At 60.9% G+C, this 18677-nt stretch carries 15 protein-coding genes and 1 pseudogene; 5 read left to right on the top strand and 11 right to left on the bottom strand.

The annotated features are described in order from the left end of the window. Position 1: 1 nt before the first annotated feature. The 6 genes from AC07VV_RS21835 to AC07VV_RS21810 are packed head-to-tail and all read right to left on the bottom strand — an operon-like array spanning position 2 to position 6718. Entirely contained in the window at positions 2-1333 is a 1332-nt protein-coding gene (locus tag AC07VV_RS21835) for a DUF58 domain-containing protein (protein ID WP_495037446.1), read from the bottom strand. Next, positions 1330-2331, bottom strand: coding sequence for an AAA family ATPase (locus AC07VV_RS21830; protein ID WP_495037445.1), 1002 nt, complete (start codon positions 2329-2331; stop codon positions 1330-1332). Before AC07VV_RS21830 ends, AC07VV_RS21835 begins: the two co-directional genes overlap by 4 nt. Further along, positions 2328-3491 (bottom strand): DUF4350 domain-containing protein, encoded by a 1164-nt coding sequence (locus tag AC07VV_RS21825; RefSeq protein ID WP_495037444.1) that lies wholly within the window; start codon positions 3489-3491, stop codon positions 2328-2330. The genes AC07VV_RS21830 and AC07VV_RS21825 overlap by 4 nt, the downstream gene beginning before the upstream one ends. Further along, complete coding sequence (locus tag AC07VV_RS21820) at positions 3488-5032, bottom strand: DUF4129 domain-containing protein (RefSeq protein ID WP_495037443.1); 1545 nt, start codon at positions 5030-5032, stop codon at positions 3488-3490. Before AC07VV_RS21820 ends, AC07VV_RS21825 begins: the two co-directional genes overlap by 4 nt. Beyond that, positions 5019-5996: a stage II sporulation protein M gene (locus tag AC07VV_RS21815; RefSeq protein ID WP_495037442.1), complete on the bottom strand. Its 978-nt coding sequence runs from the start codon at positions 5994-5996 to the stop codon at positions 5019-5021. The genes AC07VV_RS21820 and AC07VV_RS21815 overlap by 14 nt, the downstream gene beginning before the upstream one ends. Beyond that, on the bottom strand, positions 5993-6718 hold the full coding sequence (locus AC07VV_RS21810; RefSeq protein ID WP_495037441.1) for an RDD family protein: 726 nt from the start codon (positions 6716-6718) through the stop codon (positions 5993-5995). Before AC07VV_RS21810 ends, AC07VV_RS21815 begins: the two co-directional genes overlap by 4 nt. Before the next feature lie 180 nt (positions 6719-6898). Here AC07VV_RS21810 and sbcB point away from each other — a divergent pair, with 180 nt between their 5' ends. Then, positions 6899-8329 carry an exodeoxyribonuclease I gene (gene sbcB / locus AC07VV_RS21805; protein ID WP_495037440.1) on the top strand — a complete coding sequence of 477 codons (1431 nt, stop codon included), beginning with the start codon at positions 6899-6901 and terminating at the stop codon, positions 8327-8329. Positions 8330-8431: 102 nt separating this feature from the next. Here the strand turns inward: sbcB and mvaT are convergent, their stop codons facing one another. Then, positions 8432-8809, bottom strand: a complete 378-nt coding sequence (gene mvaT / locus AC07VV_RS21800) for a histone-like nucleoid-structuring protein MvaT (protein WP_007933316.1) — start codon at positions 8807-8809, stop codon at positions 8432-8434. 337 nt (positions 8810-9146) lie between these two features. On the opposite strand from mvaT, the gene purU reads away from it, so the two are divergent. Next, on the top strand, positions 9147-9995 hold the full coding sequence (purU, locus tag AC07VV_RS21795; RefSeq protein ID WP_007912774.1) for a formyltetrahydrofolate deformylase: 849 nt from the start codon (positions 9147-9149) through the stop codon (positions 9993-9995). Between the two features lie 140 nt (positions 9996-10135). Next, on the top strand, positions 10136-10330 hold the full coding sequence (locus AC07VV_RS21790; protein WP_495037439.1) for a hypothetical protein: 195 nt from the start codon (positions 10136-10138) through the stop codon (positions 10328-10330). On the opposite strand, the gene gpgF is transcribed toward AC07VV_RS21790, so the two are convergent. The 3 genes and pseudogenes from gpgF to AC07VV_RS21775 form a co-directional block, all read right to left on the bottom strand. Beyond that, positions 10299-11294 carry a glucosaminyl phosphatidylglycerol flippase gene (gene gpgF / locus AC07VV_RS21785; protein WP_495037438.1) on the bottom strand — a complete coding sequence of 332 codons (996 nt, stop codon included), beginning with the start codon at positions 11292-11294 and terminating at the stop codon, positions 10299-10301. The genes AC07VV_RS21790 and gpgF overlap by 32 nt on opposite strands. Positions 11295-11490: 196 nt before the next feature. Beyond that, positions 11491-12255 (bottom strand): methyl-accepting chemotaxis protein, encoded by a 765-nt coding sequence (locus tag AC07VV_RS21780; RefSeq protein ID WP_495037549.1) that lies wholly within the window; start codon positions 12253-12255, stop codon positions 11491-11493. Positions 12256-12348: 93 nt separating this feature from the next. Then, positions 12349-13380, bottom strand: a pseudogene (locus tag AC07VV_RS21775) (HAMP domain-containing protein); the annotation flags it as partial. Positions 13381-13568: 188 nt separating this feature from the next. On the opposite strand from AC07VV_RS21775, the gene AC07VV_RS21770 reads away from it, so the two are divergent. Next, positions 13569-15056: a helicase HerA-like domain-containing protein gene (locus AC07VV_RS21770; protein ID WP_495037437.1), complete on the top strand. Its 1488-nt coding sequence runs from the start codon at positions 13569-13571 to the stop codon at positions 15054-15056. Between the two features lie 34 nt (positions 15057-15090). On the opposite strand, the gene AC07VV_RS21765 is transcribed toward AC07VV_RS21770, so the two are convergent. Next, a complete protein-coding gene (locus tag AC07VV_RS21765) occupies positions 15091-15546 on the bottom strand; it encodes a DUF721 domain-containing protein (protein WP_096818322.1) in 456 nt (151 codons plus the stop codon). A 307-nt stretch (positions 15547-15853) separates the two neighbouring features. Here AC07VV_RS21765 and secA point away from each other — a divergent pair, with 307 nt between their 5' ends. Next, on the top strand, positions 15854-18592 hold the full coding sequence (secA, locus tag AC07VV_RS21760) for a preprotein translocase subunit SecA (RefSeq protein ID WP_495037436.1): 2739 nt from the start codon (positions 15854-15856) through the stop codon (positions 18590-18592). Positions 18593-18677 lie beyond the last annotated feature (85 nt).

Genomic DNA, 18677 nt, shown 5'->3' with positions numbered 1-18677 from the left:
GTCACAAGGCCTCGCCTTTTTTCCAGGCCAGATATCGGGCCACCAACTCGGCACCCAGTTCGGTGGGCCGGGCATTGATGATCGGTACTCCATGAGTCCTCAACTGCTCATGGAGTCTTGCCGTGCCGTTCAAGTAATCCACCGTTGCACAATAGGCCAGCGCTTCCGTCAGCGATTGAACCGGAGTCAGCCGCACGTCTTCGAGCCTTTCTTCGTACAGGCTGGCGATGAGTACGCGGTGTTGCCTGCCCAGTTGTGTCATGGCAGTCAGCAGCTCTTCATCAACCTCATCCCGCACATTAGTCACTAACACCACCAGCGCCCGACGCTTCTGCCTGGCCAACAACTGATCCACCGCCGCCGGATAATCCGCCGAACGTCGCGTGCTATCCAGATCATAAACACCGTTGAGCAACACCTTGAGCTGCCCCGTACCTTTGACCGGTGCAATAAACCGCGGCTGCTCGCTGGCGAAGGTCGACAAGCCCACCGCATCCCCCTGCCGCAACGCCACATAACTCAACAGCAGGCACGCATTCAACGCATGATCAAAATGCGACAGCTCCCCATCCTGACTGCGCATGTTCCGACCGCAATCAAGCATGAAAACAATCTGCTGATCCCGCTCGTCCTCGTACTCCCGGGCAATCGGCGTGCGGTGGCGGGCGGTGGCTTTCCAGTCGATCTGGCGCAGGCTGTCGCCTTCGCGAAATTCCCGCAGCTGATGGAATTCCATCCCTTGGCCACGGCGTTGGCGCTGGCGTACGCCGAGCTGGCTGAGCCAGTTGTCGACCGCCAGCAACTGGCCGCCGTAGAGGCGGGCGAAGTCGGGGTAGACGCGGGTGTGGTCGGTGATGTTCAGCAGGCGTTTGCCGGACCACAGGCCGAACGGGCTCGGCAGGTAAAGTTCGCAGATTTCGAAGGTGAAGTGGCCGCGTTTGAGCGGGCGCAGGCGATAGCCGATCTGGCTGTGTTGGCCGGGTTGTAGCTCGATATTGAGCGGCAGGTGTTCAAAGCTCAGGCCGTCGGGTACGTGGTCGAAAATTTGAATGGCCAGTGGCTGGTCGAAATCGTGTTCGACCTCCAGCCGCACTTCGCTCCAGCGACCGAGGGCCAGGCTGCCGGGCATCTGTCGTTGCACGCGGGGCGAGGGCAGGCGCTTGAGACGCAGCGCGTCCAGCAGGCTCAGCGCAAACAGCGCCAGCAACAATCCCCAGTTGATCGACAGCAGGCTCGATGGCACCTCGACGTCCAGCGCCTGCAACGCGCCCAGTGCAATGCCGATGACCAGCAGGATCGCCAGCCAGATCAACAGCAGGCGCGAGGGTTTCACAGGCGCGGCGCCGGTACTTGGTCGAGCAGTTGCTGAAGGACTTGATCGACTTGCAGCCCTTCTATGTCCAGCTCCGGTGCAAGGCGTACACGATGGCGCAACACCGCCAGTGCGCAGCCCTTGATGTCGTCGGGAATCACGAATTCGCCGCCGCGCAGCAGAGCCCGGGCGCGGGCACAACGTACCAGTGCAATGGAGGCGCGTGGCCCGGCGCCGAGGCTCAGCCCAGGCCAGGTGCGGGTGCTGCGGGCGAGGCGTACGGCGTAATCGAGGACTTGATCGTCCAGCGGCAGATCGCTGGCGATACGTTGCAGGGCTTGCACGTCCTTGGCCTGCAACACGGTGCGCAGCGGTTGCACGTCGAGCATGTCGGCTCGGGTCGAGCGGGTGACCTGACGCACCATGTCCAGCTCCTGATCGGCGTCGGGGTAGTCCATGCGCACCTTGAGCATGAAGCGGTCGAGCTCTGCTTCGGGCAGGGGATAGGTGCCTTCCTGTTCGATCGGGTTTTGCGTGGCGAGCACCATGAACGGCTGGGCAATCGGCAGGGCCCGGCCTTCGAGGGTGACCTGACGTTCCTGCATCGCTTCGAGCAGGGCGGCTTGCGTCTTGGCCGGGGCGCGGTTGATCTCGTCCGCCAGCAGCAGATTGGTGAACAACGGGCCTTTGCGCAGTTTGAACTGCTCGGTTTGCAGGTCGTAGACCGCGTGGCCGGTGACATCGCTGGGCATCAGGTCCGGGGTGAACTGGATGCGCGCGAACTCGCCGCCGAAGCATTTGGCCAGGGCGCGTACCAGCAAGGTTTTGCCGAGGCCGGGAACGCCTTCGAGCAGCACGTGGCCGCCGGCGATCAGCGCGGTCAGCACGTCGTCGATCACCGGGTTCTGGCCGATCAGCGCCTTCTGCAATTCACCGCGCACCGTTTGGGCCAACTGGCTGGCGCGCTGGCGTTGCTGGGCCGCGTGGCCGGGCGAGCCGGGTTCGATGTGTTCGGTCATAGCGAGTTCCTCAAGGCTTGCAGGTGGGCGACCTGACGGCAGAATTCGGCGCTGGACATACGCCGCTTCGGTGCCGGGCTCAGGGCCTGGCTGATGGCACGGGTCGGCTGGCGGGTCAGGCGTGACAGGGCCAGCCATTGTTCGGCGACGTTCAGTTGGTCGAAACCGGGATGACGGTGACGGGCGCGGCGCAGGACGTCCTGCTGCAACGCTTGCAGCAAGGTCTGTTGGCCGTTTTGACGCAGGATGAAATCGGCACTGGCGCGCAGGTGTTCCATCAACTGTCGACGACCACTTGGGGCGGGCGCCTGCACCGGGCCTTGGCGTACGCCTACATGCCACAACCACAGTCCGATCAACGCGAGCAGAGCGACGATGGCCTGCGGGAAATAGCGCCAGAGCAAGGTCAGCAGACCGTCGTGTTCGGTGTTGTACAGCAGCGTCACAGTGGTATCGGCACTCAGATACCAGAGCAGCCACGCGTTGTCGTGTTGCGCAATCGCCGGGGTTTTCCACAGATCGGCATCGGTGACCACGGTGATCGAGCCGACGCCATAGGGCAGTTGCATCATGTGCGTGGCCCGGGCGCTGTTGGCCCAGGCCTGGGCGAGGTTTTTCGGGTCGTCGAGGTGGAACGCGGTGTCGAATCCGGCGTAGGCGGGGGCGTCTTCGTCTTCCAGATAAAGCTTGGTCAGGTTGGGGTAGGGGTCTTCGTCGGCATCCGGCGGCGGATCCTTCAGATCCTTGCTCAGGGACTGATGCAGTTGCACGCGGTCAAGCAGCAGGTCATTGCTCTGGCCGGTCTTTTCATCCCAGATCGATTCGGCGACGAATACCAGCCGCCCACCGGCCCGGGCCCAGTTCAAGACCTGATCGACCTGACGCGGGGTCATGTTCGAGCGGTCGTTGAACAGCAGCAGCGTGTGGCGGCGAGGGTCGATCTCGGGTAACACGGCGAGGCTCTCGGCATGACTGACGGCTATCCCGCGACCGCGTAGAAACATCTCCGCCGCCAGATAAGGATTGGCTTGCGCGGCGGGGGAAGGGCCGTGATCGACCACCGCCTGATAAGGCGTGGCCTTGAGGTACAGATAAACGCCCAATGCGCCCAACAGGGCGACGATCAGCGCGCCGACCAGCCAGAGTGCACGCCGGTTCAACGGGCAACTCCACGGCCGAACAAGGACCGCCAGCCGTCACACAATTCCTGTTGCAGATGCGCCGCCGGTACGCGGTGCCCGTAGGCCATGTTCTGCCAATGGCCCGTGAGGTGACGGCTGTAGGCGAGCAAGTCGGGACGCTGCAACTGTTCGATCCGTGCCAGTACTTCGCTTTCGGTGTCGGCGGGTTTCAGGGTCAGGTTGAAATCGTGCAGCAGATGACTGAGCAACGCCCGATACAGCAGGCCGAGCGCCGCACGGGGTTGGGTTTGCCAGAGTTGCTCGGCGCTGGCGGCGATGTCGTCGGGCAGGGTTTCCCGGCTCAGGTCGAGGCCGAAGGCTTGCTGTGGCACAGGGCGCTTTATTCGCTCGGGCTGTTGCGGGCGACGGCTGACGAACGTTTGCAGAAATTCGCGGTAGCGCCAGATCAACCAGCCGAGCGCTCCAATCACCACGGCCCACAGCAGCACTTCAATGGCCTTGGCTAGCCCGTTCAGGTGCTGGCCGTTGAGCCAGCCCAGCAAGGTTTTCAGCCATTGCGGTGCCTTGCCGTCCTTGGGTTTTTCGGTGTTGGCGGGGTCTTCGCCAAAGCGATAACGGGTGACGGTTTCCTTGTTCTTGAAGGGTGGTTGTTCAAGCAAGGCCTTGATGCTGTCGCGGGATGCCTGACTGGTCAGTGGCTGATTCAAGAGTCGTGGCGCATCCGGGGCGGTGGCAGGGTCGGCAGCCCATGCCGAGGGCACCCCCGGCAGCAACAGACACACCACCAGCAGCAAACCGAGTGCACTGCTGTTCAGGCGTTGGCGCAGGCGGCGGAACACCAGTTCGATGTCCCAGGCTTCGAGCACGGTGCGCCGATTCAGGTAGAGGCTGAAACCGCAGGCGACGTAGATCGGTTCCCAGATCACCAGTATCAGTGCATAGAAGGCATTGGTCAGGTGCTCCAGCCAACGCCATTGGTGATCCGCGGCGAAGATCAGGCTTTGCCAGTCCCAATCGGTTTCGACCTGTTGTGGCAGAAGCAGGTAGAACAACACCATCAGGCCGATCCACAGCGCCGTTTCCAGATGGACGCCAATGATCGTCAGCCACTGGGCCGCGCCGGCATTGCGTTGCAGCAGCACCCGCAAACGCTGCTGGCGTGCGATGCCGCTCAGACCCTCGAGTTGCACCACCGGCATCAGGAAACTGCGACTGAAGCTCAATCGCCGCCAGGTCAGGCTCGCCAGCAACTGCGGTTTGAGCAGTTTTGGCCATTGGCGTAACGTCTGTTTCAGGGTGGGCGTTTCGCCGAACAGGGCTTTGGACAGGATGTACAGCGGCAAGCGCTCGTACGCCGGTTTTAGCCACCAGAAGATGAACACGGCCAGCGACGGCGAATCCCAGAACAACAGACTGAGCAACAGGAACAGCGGCAGGGTGACGATGGCCCAACTGGTCATCAAAAGTCGCCGGTGCTGCTGGCTCATGAGCACGCCCAGGTCCATGGCTTCCCAGGAGGTGCGCGGGCGGATCACCACGGTGGCGTCACTCAGGCGCATGGCGGGACCTTCCGGCGAACAGCAGATATAGCGCCACGCAGAGCCAGAGCCCGGCGCCGACCAGGTATTTGGTCTGCGGCTTGACCCCGGTGCGTGACGACCAATAAGCCTCGATAAACGCGGCGATCAACAGGAACAGCATCACGCCGCAGATCAGCAGTACGCTCTGGCGCGCCGCGTGTCTCAAGGCCTCACCGCGTGTCAGGCGTCCCGGCGCGATCAATGCCCAACCCAGTTTCAGTCCCGCCGCACCGGCCAGGGCAATGGCGGTGAGTTCGAACGCACCGTGCCCGATCACGAAGGACCAGAAGGTCTGGCCGAAGCCGATTTCACTCAGGTGCCCGGCCACCGTGCCGATGATCAAGCCGTTGTAGAACAGGAAAAACGCACTGCCCACCCCCAGCAGCAAACCGCTGGCGAAGGTCTGAAAGGCGATGCCGATGTTGTGCATGATGTAGTAGCCGAACATCACCCAGTCCTCGCTGGCGGCGCGTTCGGCCGAGCGCCCGAGATGGCCGGCGGCGGGGTCGTACATGTTCTGCATTTCGCGCACCTGATCGGCGGGGATCAGGTTGTAGACCAGCTCCGGGAACAGGTACACCAGCAACCCGAAACCGGTCAGGCTGCCGAAGAACAGCAACCCGGCGGCCAGTACGAAGCGCCATTCGGCGCGCACCAACCGTGGAAATCCCGCCAGGATGAAGCCCAGCAGGTTGGCACCGAGCTGGCTGCGATGACGGTAAAGTTGTTGATGACCGCGCAGTACGAGTTGTTGCAACGAATCGACGAGAAAGCTGCTGTAGCCACGTTCCTGCGCCAGCGCCAAATGCTGGCAGAGTCGCCGATAGGCCTTGGGAAATTCCGCCACCTGCGAAGTGTCCTTGCCGCGTTCCAGACGTTCGAGGGCAAGCGTGAATCGCTCCCATTCGGCCTTGTGGCGGGTTTCGAAAAGGCTTTGCTTCATGTCGGCCCCAACAGGCCGCGGGCGATGCCGTTGAGTTCGCCGACGGCTTTCGGTGCGCTGATGTGCAACGGCTGAGCGAGCAGCGCCGCGAGTTCATTGACCCGTGCCGTCGACAGTTCACCCTGGCGCTCGGCGAAAGCGAGCAGGGCGCGTTGTTCAGTCAGGGTCAGCGGGATTGGCGAGCGGCGTGGTTCGGCATCAGGCAATTGCGGGCGCTTGAGCGGGCGTTCGCTGTAGATCACCAGCGTACCGGCGGCAATGTCGCCGAGGCGTTTGAAGGTCGGGTGTTGCAGGCAACTGATGGCGCCGAGGAAATAGCCGAACGGCATCAGGTCGACAAAACGCAGCAGGTTGCGCAGCAGCGAGGACGACCAGCCGACCGGCGTGCCATCGTCGTGCACCACCCGCAGGCCCATCCATTGCTTGCCCGGTGAACGGCCCTGTCGCAGGACTTCGAACAACACCATGTACCACCAGCTCACCGCGAACAGCAGCAGTGACCCCAGGCCGATGCCGAGTTTGCCAAGCAACGCCAGCAGCATGAACAGCAGCCCCATGATCAGCCCGCGCAAACCCAGATCGATGGTGAACGCCACGGCACGCACCATCAGGCCGGCGGGACGCAACGGCAGGTCGATGCCTTCCGGCGTTTCGACCTGATACCGCGTGTCCAGTGGCGGGGCCAGCGTTGCTTTCCTTGGCGGTGCTGTGGTCTCGAGCATGGGCTACCTGATGTTGCCGGATCGGGATGCAAGTGAATCCGATGCTAGCAGCCTCTCGGGGGAAAACGACATAACTATGTCATACACATCCTTCAATCAAAGGTGACTGAATGATGCCGCGCTGGCCGTGACCGCCGTCGAACGCCTAGACTTTGCCGATCTTCAGTTCAGGAACCGCCCGTGACTTCCATCTTCTGGTACGACTACGAAACCACCGGCATCAATCCCCGAAGTGACCGTCCGTTGCAGGTGGCCGGGATCCGCACCGACCACGATCTCAACGAAATCGACGAACCGGTCAATCTTTACTGCCAGCCCAGCGAAGACATCCTGCCGCACCCGGCGGCGTGCGCAATCACCGGTATCACCCCGAGTCGTCTCGCCGAGCACGGCTTGAGCGAAGCTGATTTCATGACCCGGGTTCACGCCCAGCTCGCGGCTCCCGGCACTTGCGGTGCGGGGTACAACACCTTGCGCTTCGACGACGAGATGACCCGCTACAGCCTGTATCGCAATTTTTTCGACCCTTATGCCCGTGAATGGCAGGGCGGCAACAGTCGCTGGGACCTGATCGATGTAGTGCGCGCTGCTTATGCGTTGCGTCCGGATGGTCTGGTCTGGCCGACCGATGATGAAGGCAAGGTCACGCTCAAGCTTGAACGCCTGACCGCCGCCAACAACATCGATCACGGCAATGCCCACGAAGCCTTGTCGGACGTGCGCGCCACCATCGCCCTGGCCCGGTTGATCCGCGAGAAACAGCCGAAGCTCTACGACTGGCTGTTCCAGCTGCGTGGCAAGCAGAAGGTCATGGATCAGATTCGTCTGTTGCAGCCGATGGTGCACATTTCCGGCCGCTTCTCGGCCGCGCGCAGTTATGTCGGTGTGGTGCTGCCGCTGGCCTGGCATCCGCGCAACAAGAACGCATTGATTGTCTGTGATCTGCACCTGGACCCGCAGGGCCTGCTCGACCTGGATGCGCAGACATTGCGTCAGCGTCTGTATACCCGTCGTGATGATCTGGCCGAAGGCGAGTTGCCGGTGCCGCTCAAGCTTATTCACATCAACAAGTGCCCGGTGGTGGCGCCGTTGTCGGTGCTGAGAGCTGAAGATCAGCAGCGTCTGGGTCTGGACATGGCGCTGTATCAGGCGCGTGCATTGCGACTAAGTGACGCACAACAAGTTTGGAAAGATAAAGTCGCGGCGATTTATGCCAGCGAAGATTTCACCCCGAGTGAAGATCCCGAACAACAGTTGTACGACGGATTTATCGGTGATCGCGACCGGCGACTATGTGAGCAAGTGAGGACGGCAGATCCTGCTCAATTAGCGCGAGAGCAATGGCCGTTCGATGACGAACGTTTGCCTGAATTGTTGTTTCGATATCGAGCACGTAACTTTCCCGATACGTTGAATTTCGAAGAGCAAGAACGCTGGCAAATCTTTTGTCGGCAGCGCTTGTCCGAGCCTGAATGGGGGGCTCCTAATACCTTGCAATCTTTTACAGAGGCCGCAGAGCAATGGCTGCTTAGTGCCACGCCATTACAGCGCGAGGTGCTGGTTGAATGGCAGAATTATGTCCAGGCATTGCGCAAACGTTTGAATCTTTGAAATCGAACATGCCCGTCGCTTGAACGACGGGCATAAAAAAACGCCAGCGGATGCTGGCGTTTCTTTTGGTGTCGCAGACGGGTCTGCGACAAGGGTTGCGGCTTAGCCCAGCAGGGTAGCCCAGCCTTCAACCACGTCACCGCCCCACTTGGCTTTCCACTCTTTCAGAGTCTTGTGGTTGCCACCTTTGGTTTCGATGACTTCACCGTTGTGCGGGTTTTTGTATTGTTTAACTTTGCGAGCACGCTTGGTGCCGGTAGTTTTTACTGCGCCGCCACGTGGGGCCTTGGTTTTGGACTCTGGATCCAACAGCGCGATGATGTCACGCAGGGATTTGGAGTATTCGCCCATCAGGGTGCGCAGTTTGCCTTCGAATTCCAGCTCGGTTTGCAGTTTGTCGTCTTGCGACAGGTTCTTCAAACGGGCTTGCAGCTCTTTGATTGCTTCTTCGGTGGCACGATATTCGTTGATCAAGGACATGATTACTACCTTATTGGGAGTGCACGATGGCAGGGGACAGTGCGGCAATAATAGTCAGGCTGTTTCATCAAGTAAACATTTAACCGGGCTTTTTATTTGAATTAGTTGCGTTGAAAAGCCCTGAATTGAATATTCAGTTAAATAATGTGATGCAGTCTTCACAGATATTCACAGAGATCCGTTGGTGCATGGCTATTACTGCGCCATCATCCTGACGGTTGTCCGCGTCAAAAAAACTGCAGCGAGGCCTGCCGGGGCTCAAGGCTCATCAATACTGCAGTTTTGCGGCGTAGTCGCTAGAATGGCCGCCTTTGCGAAGTTCTGGAGTTTCCCCCTCATGCGCACTTTTCGGTTGGTGATTTCTTGCCCGGACCGCGTTGGCATCGTTGCCAAAGTCAGTAACTTTCTGGCGGCCCACAATGGCTGGATCACCGAAGCGAGCCACCACTCGGACAATCAGGTCGGCTGGTTCTTCATGCGTCACGAAATCCGTGCCGATTCCCTGCCTTTCGGTATCGAGGTGTTGCGCGAGAAGTTTGCACCGATCGCCGAAGAGTTCTCGATGGACTGGCGCATCACCGACACCGAGCAGAAAAAACGCGTGGTGCTGATGGCCAGCCGTGAGTCCCACTGCCTGGCCGACCTGCTGCACCGCTGGCACAGCGATGAACTCGATTGCGAGATCTCCTGCGTGATTTCCAACCACGACGACCTGCGCAGCATGGTCGAGTGGCACGGCATTCCTTATTACCACGTCCCGGTCAATCCGCAGGACAAGCAACCGGCCTTCGACGAAGTGTCGCGCCTGGTCAAGCAGCACGATGCCGAAGTGGTGGTGCTGGCGCGCTATATGCAGATCCTGCCGCCGGACATGTGCCGCGAATACGCGCACAAGGTCATCAACATTCACCACAGCTTCCTGCCGTCGTTCGTCGGCGCCAAGCCGTATCACCAGGCGTCGCTGCGTGGCGTGAAGCTGATCGGTGCGACCTGCCACTACGTGACTGAAGAGCTGGACGCCGGCCCGATCATCGAGCAGGACGTGGTGCGTGTCAGCCACAGCGACAGCATCGAAGACATGGTGCGTTTCGGCCGTGACGTCGAGAAAATGGTGCTGGCCCGTGGTCTGCGTTATCACCTGGAAGACCGCGTGCTGGTGCACGGCAACAAGACCGTCGTGTTCTGATTCAGGCTCGTTCCCACGCTCTGCGTGGGAATGCTTCTTCAGACGCTCCGCGTCTGCCTTGGGACGCAGAGCGTCCCGGGCTGCGTTCCCACGCAGAGCGTGGGAACGATCCACGATTCACGGACTTTGAGGGGATTCATATGAGCGACCCACTGGACAAAGCCACCTCCAAAGCGCCCGCCACCCTGGGTGAAGGCTGCCTTAGCCGTTATGACCCGGATGACCTGAGCCCGGAGGATGGCACGGACTTCCCCGACGCCGCCGCGTTGTGGGAACAGCTCAATGAAGAGAAACCGGACGACGCTAAGCCTGCCGCACCTTCATCAGCTTCCTGAGCAGCGGACGCCCGAGCATCAGCAGAAAAATCGGCCCGCCGACCAGCAGGTAGAAGTAAAACGTCATCGCCCGCCAGATCAGGATCGCTGCCGCTGCGGTGGAGGCACCCACCATGGGCGCCAGCAGCGCCGCCGAGGTCAATTCCGCCGCCCCGGCACCGCCCGGCAACAGGCTGAATTGTCCCGCTCCCAGCGAAAGCATCTGAATCAGGAACGTCCAGGCCCACTGCACGTCCGCCCCCAGCCCGCGCAGCGCCAGATACAGCACGCTGTAACGCAGTGACCAATGCACGCAGGTCAGGGCAAACACCTTGAACAATGTTTGTCGCGGTAGTTTCAGGGCATCGGTGAACGCCGCGAGAAAATGCAGCAGCTTGCGCGCCCAGCGCCGCCGCGTAGCGGGTTGCACGTTCATGCGCGCCAGCAGCCGGCCACTCAAGCGAATCAGCATCCGGTGATAACGCGCCACCAGCACACAACTGAACAGCCCGCCGAACAGCGATACGGCGCTGACAGTCAGCAACCATTCCATCCGGTCGCTCAGATGCTGGAACAGCGCATAAATCAGAATCCCGCCCAACGCGCACAGGAAGAACAGCAAGTCGCTCAACTGATCCATCGCAAACACTGCGCTGCCCCGGGCCGGGCGCACACCGCTGCGGGCCAGCAGCGCCATGATCGTCAGCGGCCCGCCAGTGCCGCCGGGTGTGGCGCACCACGCGAACTCGGCGGCCATGACCACGCCAAGGCTTTTCAGCGGTGTGACCCGCTCACGCTGATCGCCGAGCAACAGGCGCAGGCGCAACGTATTGATGCCCCAGCAGAGCAGAATCATGGCCAGCAGGATCGACAGCCAGTGCAGAGGAAAGGCTTGCAGCCGGGTCCAGGTTTCACCGCCGCCCAGTAAAGAAGGGATCAGCACCGCCGCCAGCAGACCGATCAGCAACAGAATGCCGCGACTCATGTGTGAAGTCCGTGTTGGCGCGCCAGCGTGGTTTCAGCGATATGCACAGTGAGTGCCCCTCCGCGTGTTGATGTCCCGTGTTGACCTTTCTCCAGAATAGATGTTCGGTCGGGATGTGCGGCGGGGTGGGGGAGGTTTTGCGGGAGGTGAAGATGTCTTCGCGGACTGAACCGCGAAGACATCCGGGGGGAGGGGCTTAAATGCGGAAGCTGCCGACCAGTTGCTTCAGGCGCGAAGCCTGTTGTTCAAGGTCCGAGCAGGCGCGCAACGTCGCCTGCAAGTTCTCAACACCTTCCTGGTTCAGCGTATTGATCTCGGTGATATCCACGTTGATCGACTCGACCACGGCGGTCTGTTCCTCGGTGGCGGTGGCCACCGACTGGTTCATGCCGTCGATCTCGCCGATCCGCTGGGTCACGCTGTTCAGGCGCTCGCCGGCGAGGTTGGCGATCTCTACGCTCTCCTGGCTGTGGCGCTGGCTGTCGCTCATGGTGCTGACGGATTCGCGGGCGCCGACTTGCAGCTCCTCGATCATGGTCTGCACCTGTTGCGCCGATTCCTGGGTGCGGTGGGCAAGGTTGCGCACTTCGTCCGCCACCACGGCAAAACCGCGCCCGGCTTCACCGGCCCGCGCTGCTTCGATGGCGGCGTTGAGCGCGAGCAGGTTGGTCTGCTGGGAAATGCTGGTGATCACTTCGAGAATCTGGCCGATGTTCACGGTCTTGCTGTTCAGCGATTCGATATTGCTGCTCGACGCGCTGAGCATGCTCGACAGTTGATTCATTGCCTTGATGCTGCGATCCACCACTTGCTGGCCGTCTTCGGCCAGGCCTCGGGCGTCGCTGGCCTGGGTCGAGGCTTGCGCGGCGTTGCGGGCGATTTCCTGAGCGGCGGCACCGAGCTGGTTGATCGCGGCGGCCACGCTGTTGGTGCGCGAGGCTTGCTGGTCGGAGTTGTACATCGACGAGTTCGAGGCTGCGACGACCCGCAGGGCGACTTCGTTGACTTGCCCGGTGGCGGACGACACTTCGCGAATTGAACCGTGAACCCGCTCGACGAAGCGGTTGAACGCCGTGCCGAGCACGCCGAATTCATCCTGGTTCTGGATGGTCAGGCGCTTGGTCAGGTCGCCTTCGCCGTCGGCGATGTCTTCCATGGCGCGGGTCATGACGTGCAGCGGCTGGATCAGGATGCGGATCAGCATGCCAAGCAGGGCGATGATGATCGCCACCGCAATCACGGTCGCAATCACGGCCGAGGTGCGGAACTGGCTGAGCATCGAGAAGGCTTTGTCCTTGTCCACCGACAGGCCGATGTACCAGTTCACCGACGGCAGGCCCTTGATCGGGGTGAAGGTGACGATGCGGGTCTTGCCGTCGACAGTGATTTCACTGAAGTCGCTGCTGATGCGCGGCGTGTCCTGCGGGTAGGCTTCCTTGAGCGATTTCATCACCAGGGCCTTGTCCGGGTGCACCAGGATCTTGCCGTCGGCGCTGACCAGGAACGCGTAGCCCATGCCAGAGAAGTCCCGGGCGCTGAGGGTGTTGATCAGGGTTTGCAGGCTCAGGTCGCCGCCCACCACACCCACGCTCTGACCGGCCTTTTTCGCGGCAGTGGCGATGGAAATGATGGTCTGGCCGGTGGCCGCGTCGATGTACGGTTCGGTCAGGGTCGAAGTGCTGCTGCTTTCGGCACCTTTATACCAAGGGCGAACCCGTGGATCGAAACCATCCGGCATCTTCGCATCCGGACGGATGGTGAAGTGACCGGTGGCATCGCCCAGGTAGGAAGCCATGAAGGTCGAGGTCAGGGCTTTCTGTTCCAGCAGGCTGGCAACGGCGGCAGGCTCGGGATTGATGGCGATGTTCTGTGCCGCGTTCTCGATCAGCAGGATGCGCCCGCTGAGCCAGGTCTGGATGTTGTCGGCAGTGACCTCGCCCATCTCGTTGAGGTAATTGTTCAGGTCATCGCGGATTGCATTGCGCTGCAGCCAGTCGTTGTACAGCGTGAACGAGGCGAAGGCGGCAATGACGATGAGGGCGGCGGCAAGCAAAATTTTATGGCTGAAGCGTAGATTTTTGTTCATGGCTTGGGGTTCCGCTAAGGTCTTAATGTCCAGGGCGTGCTTTTATAAAGGCGCGCAAAATGGGCAGGTGTGAAAGCTGAGTGATATTTCCGTCTCTCCTTAGGGAAATCACGGACCGGACTTTTGATCGGGTCTCTCACTCCTCTCTATCGGCCATGCTCGACAAAGATTAACTATTGGGTGACCAAATGCCTGACTCCTCGCAACTCGTTATCGGCGCCGATCTCGCCGGGCAACCGATCGCTCAGGCGATGCGCCTGGCCAACCGTCATGGACTGGTGGCCGGCGCGACCGGCACCGGCAAGACCGTCACCCTGCAACGGCTGGCTGAAGCGTTCAGTGACGCCGGGGTCGCGGTGTTCGCCGCCGACATCAAGGGTGACCTGTGTGGTCTCGGTGCTGCCGGCAATCCTCAGGGCAAGGTCGCCGAGCGCATCGCCGGCATGCCGTGGCTCAACTACAAGCCTCAGGCTTATCCCGTGACCTTGTGGGACATTCATGGTGAGTCCGGTCATCCGCTGCGCACCACGCTGAGCGAAATGGGGCCGCTGCTGATCGGCGCCTTGCTGGAACTGACCGATAGTCAGCAGTCGGCGCTGTACGCGGCGTTCAAGGTCGCCGATCGCGAAGGCCTGTTGCTGCTGGATCTGAAAGACCTGAAAGCGCTGCTCAATCACCTCAAGGACAACCCGCAGTTGCTCGGCGAAGATTCGGCGCTGTTTACCACCGGTTCCAGCCAGGCGCTGTTGCGGCGTCTGGCCATCCTTGAACAGCAGGGTGCCGAAGCCTTGTTCGGCGAACCGGCGCTGCAACTGGAGGACATTCTGCAACCGGCCGCCGACGGTCGCGGGCGCATTCATTTGCTCGATGCCAGTCGTCTGGTGCATGAAGCGCCGAAGGTCTACGCGACGTTCCTGCTGTGGTTGCTCGCTGAGCTGTTCGAGCAATTGCCGGAGCGCGGTGATGCCGACAAACCGTTGCTGGCGCTGTTCTTCGACGAAGCGCACTTGTTGTTCGGCGATACACCCAAGGCCTTGCAGGAACGTCTGGAGCAGGTGGTGCGACTGATCCGTTCCAAGGGCGTCGGTGTGTATTTCGTCACCCAGTCGCCGGGCGATTTGCCGGACGATGTGCTGGCGCAATTGGGCCTGCGGGTCCAGCACGGTCTGCGCGCGTTCACCGCCAAGGAGCAGAAATCCCTGCGGGCGGTGGCGGACGGGTTCCGGCCGAATCCGGCGTTCGATACGTTGTCGGTGTTGACTGAGCTTGGGATCGGCGAAGCGCTGGTCGGCACCTTGCAGGAAAAGGGCACGCCGGAAATGGTCCAGCGGGTGCTGGTGGCGCCGCCGCAATCGCGGATCGGGCCGTTGACCGAGACCGAACGCACGATGCTGATTGCCGGGTCACCGTTCAAGGGGCGTTATGACAAGCCGATCGACCGCGAGTCGGCCTATGAAATCCTGATGGGGCGCAAAGGGCTGGCGCCGGAAGGTGAAGCAGCACCCGGCAAACCGGCAGCCGCGGAGCCAAGCCTGGCAGACAAGGCCGGGGAGTTCCTCGGGACGGCAGCGGGGCAGGCGTTGAAATCGGCGATGCGCCAGGCAGCGAACTCGCTGGGCAAACAGTTGGTGCGCGGCCTGATGGGTTCTCTGCTCGGTGGCAGCAAACGCCGATAACACCCGTGGGAGCTTGCTCCCACAGGATTTCGGGTCAGGATTTGGCTTTGGCGTGGGCGGCCAGACGTTCCAGCGCCGCCCGCAGGTTCGGATCACTGATCCCGTCGGCGGTCGACTGAATGGTCGCCGCCGCATCCGTCGACAAGTCCATCGTGTGCCCGGCTGCACCGCGCTGCACCGTTGGCGGCTGGACCTTGAACTGAATCCGCGTCAGGTTGGCGAACTCATCGAACATCTGCAGTTGCCGTTGCAGGCGTTTTTGCTGGTAGCGCAGGCGTGTGGCCCAATGGCCATCGGTGACAATCAGCAACAGATTGCCTTCGCGCCACGATGCTACATGACAATGCTCGCGGGCGGCGGGTTGCAGTTGGCTTTCGAGCAGGCGTTGCAGACGGCCCAGACGTTGGGCATGGCCGAGGATGGCTTTCAGCGGCTTGGCTTCGCGAAGCAGAACGGCGGGCGCTCTGGCTGTAAGAGGGCGAAATGCCATGATCTAACACCTGAAGTAACAGAGGCGCCATGGTAGCAGATAGCACCCATTTCACTCGCCCATTGCTTTTGTCCCTGCTTTGCCCATTAAATCAACGACTAACTTCTGCCTCCAACGGCTTGAAGTTGAGCAAAACGCCCCTATTTTAAGTGAGCCCCGTCAAAGCGCAGTGCCAGCATCGTGGAATATCGCCACTTTCCTCACCACCGTTTCCGGGTAGAATGCTCGTTCGCATGCGGCCATGAGGGCTGCACGGGCGACTCACGGGGCCGCCCTCCATCCCTTTAGTGTGGAAGATCCTGCCGATATGTTTGCGCCTTTGTTAAAGAAACTTTTTGGAAGCAAGAACGAGCGTGAAGTCAAACGCATGCTCAAGACGGTGCAGCTCGTCAATGCCTTCGAAGAGAAGATGGTCGCCCTTTCGGACGATCAACTGCGCGCCAAGACCGCAGAGTTCAAGGACCGCATCGCCAAAGGGGAAACCCTCGACAAGCTGTTGCCGGAAGCTTTTGCGGTCGCCCGCGAAGCCGGCAAGCGCGTCATGGGCATGCGTCACTTCGACGTCCAGCTGATCGGCGGCATGACCCTGCATGAAGGCCGGATTGCCGAAATGCGTACCGGTGAAGGCAAGACCTTGGTGGGTACCCTGGGCGTTTACCTCAACGCGCTGTCCGGCAAGGGCGTGCACGTTGTGACCGTGAACGACTACCTGGCCCGCCGTGACGCCAACTGGATGCGTCCGCTGTATGAGTTCCTCGGCCTGACCGTCGGCATCGTGACGCCGTTCCAGCCGCCGGAAGAGAAACGTCTGGCCTACGCCGCCGACATTACCTACGGCACCAACAACGAATTCGGGTTCGACTACCTGCGCGACAACATGGCGTTCAGCATGGAAGAGAAATTCCAGCGCGAACTCAACTTTGCCGTGATCGACGAAGTCGACTCCATCCTCATCGACGAAGCGCGTACCCCGCTGATCATTTCCGGTCAGGCCGAGGATAGCTCCAAGCTGTACATCGAGATCAACAAACTGATCCCGAAACTCAAGCTGCACGTCGAAGAAGTCGAAGGCGTCGTCACCCAGGAAGGCCACTTCACCGTTGACGAGAAGACCCGTCAGGTCGAACTCAACGAAGCCGGTCACCAGTTCATCGAAGACCAGTTGACCAGCATCGGTCTGCTGGCCGAAGGCGAGAGCCTGTACTCGGCGCACAACCTGAGCCTGCTGACTCACGTTTACGCCGGTCTGCGTGCGCACAAGCTGTTCAACCGCAACGTTGAATACATCGTGCAGGACGGTCAGGTCGTACTGGTCGACGAACACACCGGCCGTACCATGCCGGGCCGTCGTCTGTCCGAAGGCCTGCACCAGGCCATCGAAGCCAAGGAAAACCTGAACATCCAGGCCGAGAGCCAGACCCTGGCATCGACCACGTTCCAGAACTACTTCCGTCTGTACGACAAGCTGTCCGGCATGACCGGTACGGCCGACACCGAAGCGTTCGAATTCCATCAGATCTATGGTCTGCCGGTCATCGTGATCCCGACCAACAAGCCGTTGGCCCGTAAGGACTACAACGACCTGGTGTTCCTGACCGCCGAAGAGAAATACGCGGCGATCGTCAATGACATCAAGGAAAGCATGGCTGCCGGTCGTCCGGTGCTGGTGGGTACTGCCACCATCGAAACCTCCGAGCACATGTCCGCATTGCTCGTGAAGGAAGGCATCGAACACAAGGTTCTGAACGCCAAGTTCCACGAAAAAGAAGCTGAAATCATCGCGCAGGCCGGTCGTCCGGGCGCCCTGACCATCGCCACCAACATGGCCGGTCGTGGTACCGACATCCTGTTGGGCGGCAACTGGGAAGTTGAAGTTGCGTCGCTGGAAAACCCGACCCCTGAGCAGATCGCTCAGATCAAGGCCGACTGGCAGAAGCGCCACCAGCAAGTGCTGGAATCCGGCGGTCTGCAGGTGATCGCTTCCGAGCGTCACGAATCCCGTCGTATCGACAACCAGCTGCGTGGCCGTGCCGGCCGTCAGGGTGACGCCGGTTCGAGCCGCTTCTACCTGTCGCTGGAAGACAGCCTGATGCGCATCTTCGCCTCTGACCGGGTGAAGAACTTCATGAAAGCCCTGGGCATGCAGTCCGGTGAAGCGATCGAGCACCGCATGGTGACCAACGCCATCGAAAAGGCACAGCGCAAGGTTGAAGGCCGCAACTTCGACATTCGCAAGCAACTGCTCGAGTTCGACGACGTCAACAACGAACAGCGTAAAGTGATCTATCACATGCGTAACACGTTGCTGGCCGCGGACAACATCGGCGAGACCATTGCTGATTTCCGTCAGGACGTACTGAACGCAACCGTCAGCGCCCACATTCCGCCGCAATCGCTGCCAGAGCAGTGGGACGTGGCCGGTCTGGAAGCGTCGATTGCCAGCGACTTCGGTGTGAAGCTGCCGATCCAGCAATGGCTCGACGAAGACGATCACCTGTACGAAGAAACCCTGCGCGAGAAGCTCATGACCGAGCTGATGGCGGCGTACAACGAGAAAGAAGACCAGGCCGGTGCCGACGCACTGCGCTCCTTCGAGAAACAGATCGTGCTGCGCGTTCTGGACGACCTGTGGAAAGACCACCTGTCGACCATGGATCACCTGCGTCACGGCATTCACCTGCGTGGCTACGCCCAGAAGAACCCGAAGCAGGAATACAAGCGCGAGTCCTTCACGCTGTTCTCCGAGCTGCTGGATTCGATCAAGCGCGACTCGATCCGTGTGCTGTCGCACGTTCAGGTTCGCCGCGAAGATCCGGCCGAAGAAGAGCAACGCCTGCGTCAGGAAGCCGAAGCGCTGGCCGCGCGCATGCAGTTCGAACACGCCGAGGCGCCAGGTCTGGAGCAGCCGGAAGCACTGGTCGGTGAAGAGGTTGATGTGGCCCTGGCCACCGCGCCGGTTCGCAACGAGCAGAAGCTGGGCCGCAACGAACTGTGCTACTGCGGTTCGGGCAAGAAATTCAAGCATTGCCACGGGCAGATCCAGTAAAACCCGTTTCAATCGCTGAAATACCCGCGCCGCGACCGGCACCAGCCGTCGCGGCGTTTTGCCATTTACACCACCGTCACTACGC

The organism is Pseudomonas sp. GW821-FHT02C04, from assembly GCF_059421845.1.
This window is presented reverse-complemented; position numbering and strand designations above follow the sequence as displayed.